Origin of the sequence: Streptomyces niveiscabiei, from assembly GCF_001419795.1 — a bacterium.
GTDB lineage: Bacteria > Actinomycetota > Actinomycetes > Streptomycetales > Streptomycetaceae > Streptomyces > Streptomyces niveiscabiei.
The window spans coordinates 1-1,919 of sequence record NZ_LIRL01001338.1; the positions used below are offsets into that span (position 1 = coordinate 1).

Genomic DNA, 1,919 nt, shown 5'->3' on the forward strand with positions numbered 1-1,919 from the left:
CCCCGGCACCCGAGCCCCGACCCCCTCCGCGCTCCCGGCGAAGACGACCGAGAACTCGTACGTGTCCCGCCGCCCGGAGAGCGCCCGGCGCACCAGCTCCACCGCACCCCCCTCCGGCAACTCCCGCGGAGCGAACCGCGCGCCGGTGGCGAACGGCTCGCTCACCCGGTCGACGCGGAACGTCCGCCAGTCCCCCCGATCGAGGTCGTACGCGACGAGATACCACCGCTGCCCGGTGGACACGAGCCGATACGGCTCGACGAGCCGCCGACTGTCCACCCCGTCCCGCGCGCTGTAGGCGAACCGCAACCGCTCGGTCCCGGCGACGGCGGAGGCGATCGCGGTGAGGGTCTCGGGCGGAATCCGCTCCCCACCCCCACTGGTCAGCGGCGCGGTCGCCGCCTGCAACGTGGCCACCCGCCGCCGCAACCGAGCCGGCAACACCTGCTCCAGCTTCGCCAGCGCCCGCACGGACGCCTCGTCGACCCCGGCGACCGCGTGCCCGGCCCCCGCCCGCAACCCCACGGCGATGGCGACAGCCTCCTCGTCGTCGAGCACGAGCGGCGGCATCGCCTTCCCGGCGACGAGCCGGTACCCCCCGTCGGCCCCCATGGTGGCCTGCACGGGGTACCCCAGCTCCCGCAGCCGGTCGATGTCCCGCCGAACGGTCCGCCGGGACACCCTGAGCCGCTCGGCCAGCTCACCCCCCGGCCACTCCCGGGGCGTCTGGAGCAACGACAACAGCTGAAGCAGCCGCGCAGGCGTGTCAGTGGTCATGCCCGGAAGGATGCCGCACGTCTAGGCCAGCACCTGACCTAGACCGGAACCGCCCGAAAATCCCGACGCCCGATCGTGCCCGATTGAAGTCCGAACCTGTTTACTTTCCGGAAATCTGGGCGTAGCCTCCCAGCGAAACCACAAGTTCGGGCATCAAGCGGACAGGGTCGGACACGGTCGGGTGTGGCCGGACGTGGTACGGAACCCCTCGGAGGCGAAGCGATGTACGCACCGGAACGGCAGCAGGAGATCCTGCGCCTCGCCCGTGACGGCGGCCGGGTGGACGTCATCTCGCTCGCCGAGGAGTTCCAGGTCACCGCGGAGACGATCCGCAGGGACCTCAAGTCCCTGGACCGCGCCGGCCTCGTCCGCAGGGTGCACGGCGGCGCGATACCGGTCGGCCGCCTGGACTTCGAACCGGACCTGGCGGAACGCGAGTACACCTCCGCCGACGAGAAGGACCGCATCGCGAAGGCGGCCCTCGCCGAACTCCCCACCGACGGCACGCTGATCCTCGACGCGGGGACGACGGTCGCCCGCCTCGCCGCCGCGATCCCCCTCGACGCCACGCTCACGGTCGTCACCCACAGCCTCCCCATCGCCGCGCGCCTCGCGGACCACCCCGGCATCCAGCTCCACCTGGTCGGCGGCCGGGTCCGCCACCGCACGCGGGCCGCCGTCGACGCGTGGGCCCTGCGGGCGTACGGCGAGATCCGCGCCGACGTCCTCTTCGTCGCCGCGAACGGCTTCTCCCCGGCCCACGGCCTCACCACCCCCGACCTCGCGGAATCCGCCGTCAAGCGCGCGGCCGTCGCCGCCGCCCGCCGGGTCGTCCTCCTCGCCGACTCCGCCAAACACGCCCAGGAACACTTCGCCCGCTTCGGCGACCTCACGGACGTGGACCTCCTGATCACGGACCAGGGCCTGGGCGACGCGGAGACGGCGGAGATCGAGGCCGCGGGGACGGAGGTGGTGAGGGCATGAACACCAGCGAGGAGAGGAACGCCGCGGGGACGACGTACGACGCGGGAGCCACGTACGGCACCGGAGCCACATACGACACGGGAGCTACGTCCGGCGCCGGTCCGGCGTACGCCTCAGGCGCCACGTACGACGTGAGAGCTACCCCCGCCCTCCACCCC

Annotated in this window: 2 protein-coding genes; one reads left to right on the forward strand and one right to left on the reverse strand. The window is 73.0% G+C overall.

Annotated features, from left to right (window positions below):
• A partial coding sequence (locus tag AOK24_RS43775) for a helix-turn-helix transcriptional regulator (RefSeq protein WP_055725385.1) occupies window positions 1-777 on the reverse strand: 777 nt, incomplete at its 3' end.
• A 222-nt stretch (window positions 778-999) separates the two neighbouring features.
• Between AOK24_RS43775 and AOK24_RS43780 the strand changes: the two genes are divergently transcribed.
• On the forward strand, window positions 1,000-1,761 hold the full coding sequence (locus tag AOK24_RS43780; RefSeq protein ID WP_055725386.1) for a DeoR/GlpR family DNA-binding transcription regulator: 762 nt from the start codon (window positions 1,000-1,002) through the stop codon (window positions 1,759-1,761).
• Window positions 1,762-1,919: the final 158 nt, after the last annotated feature.

Coding starts and splice junctions, on each gene's coding strand:
- AOK24_RS43780 (WP_055725386.1), top strand. CDS start 1,000: ATGTACGCACCGGAACGGCAGCAGGAGATCCTGCGCCTCGCCCGTGAC.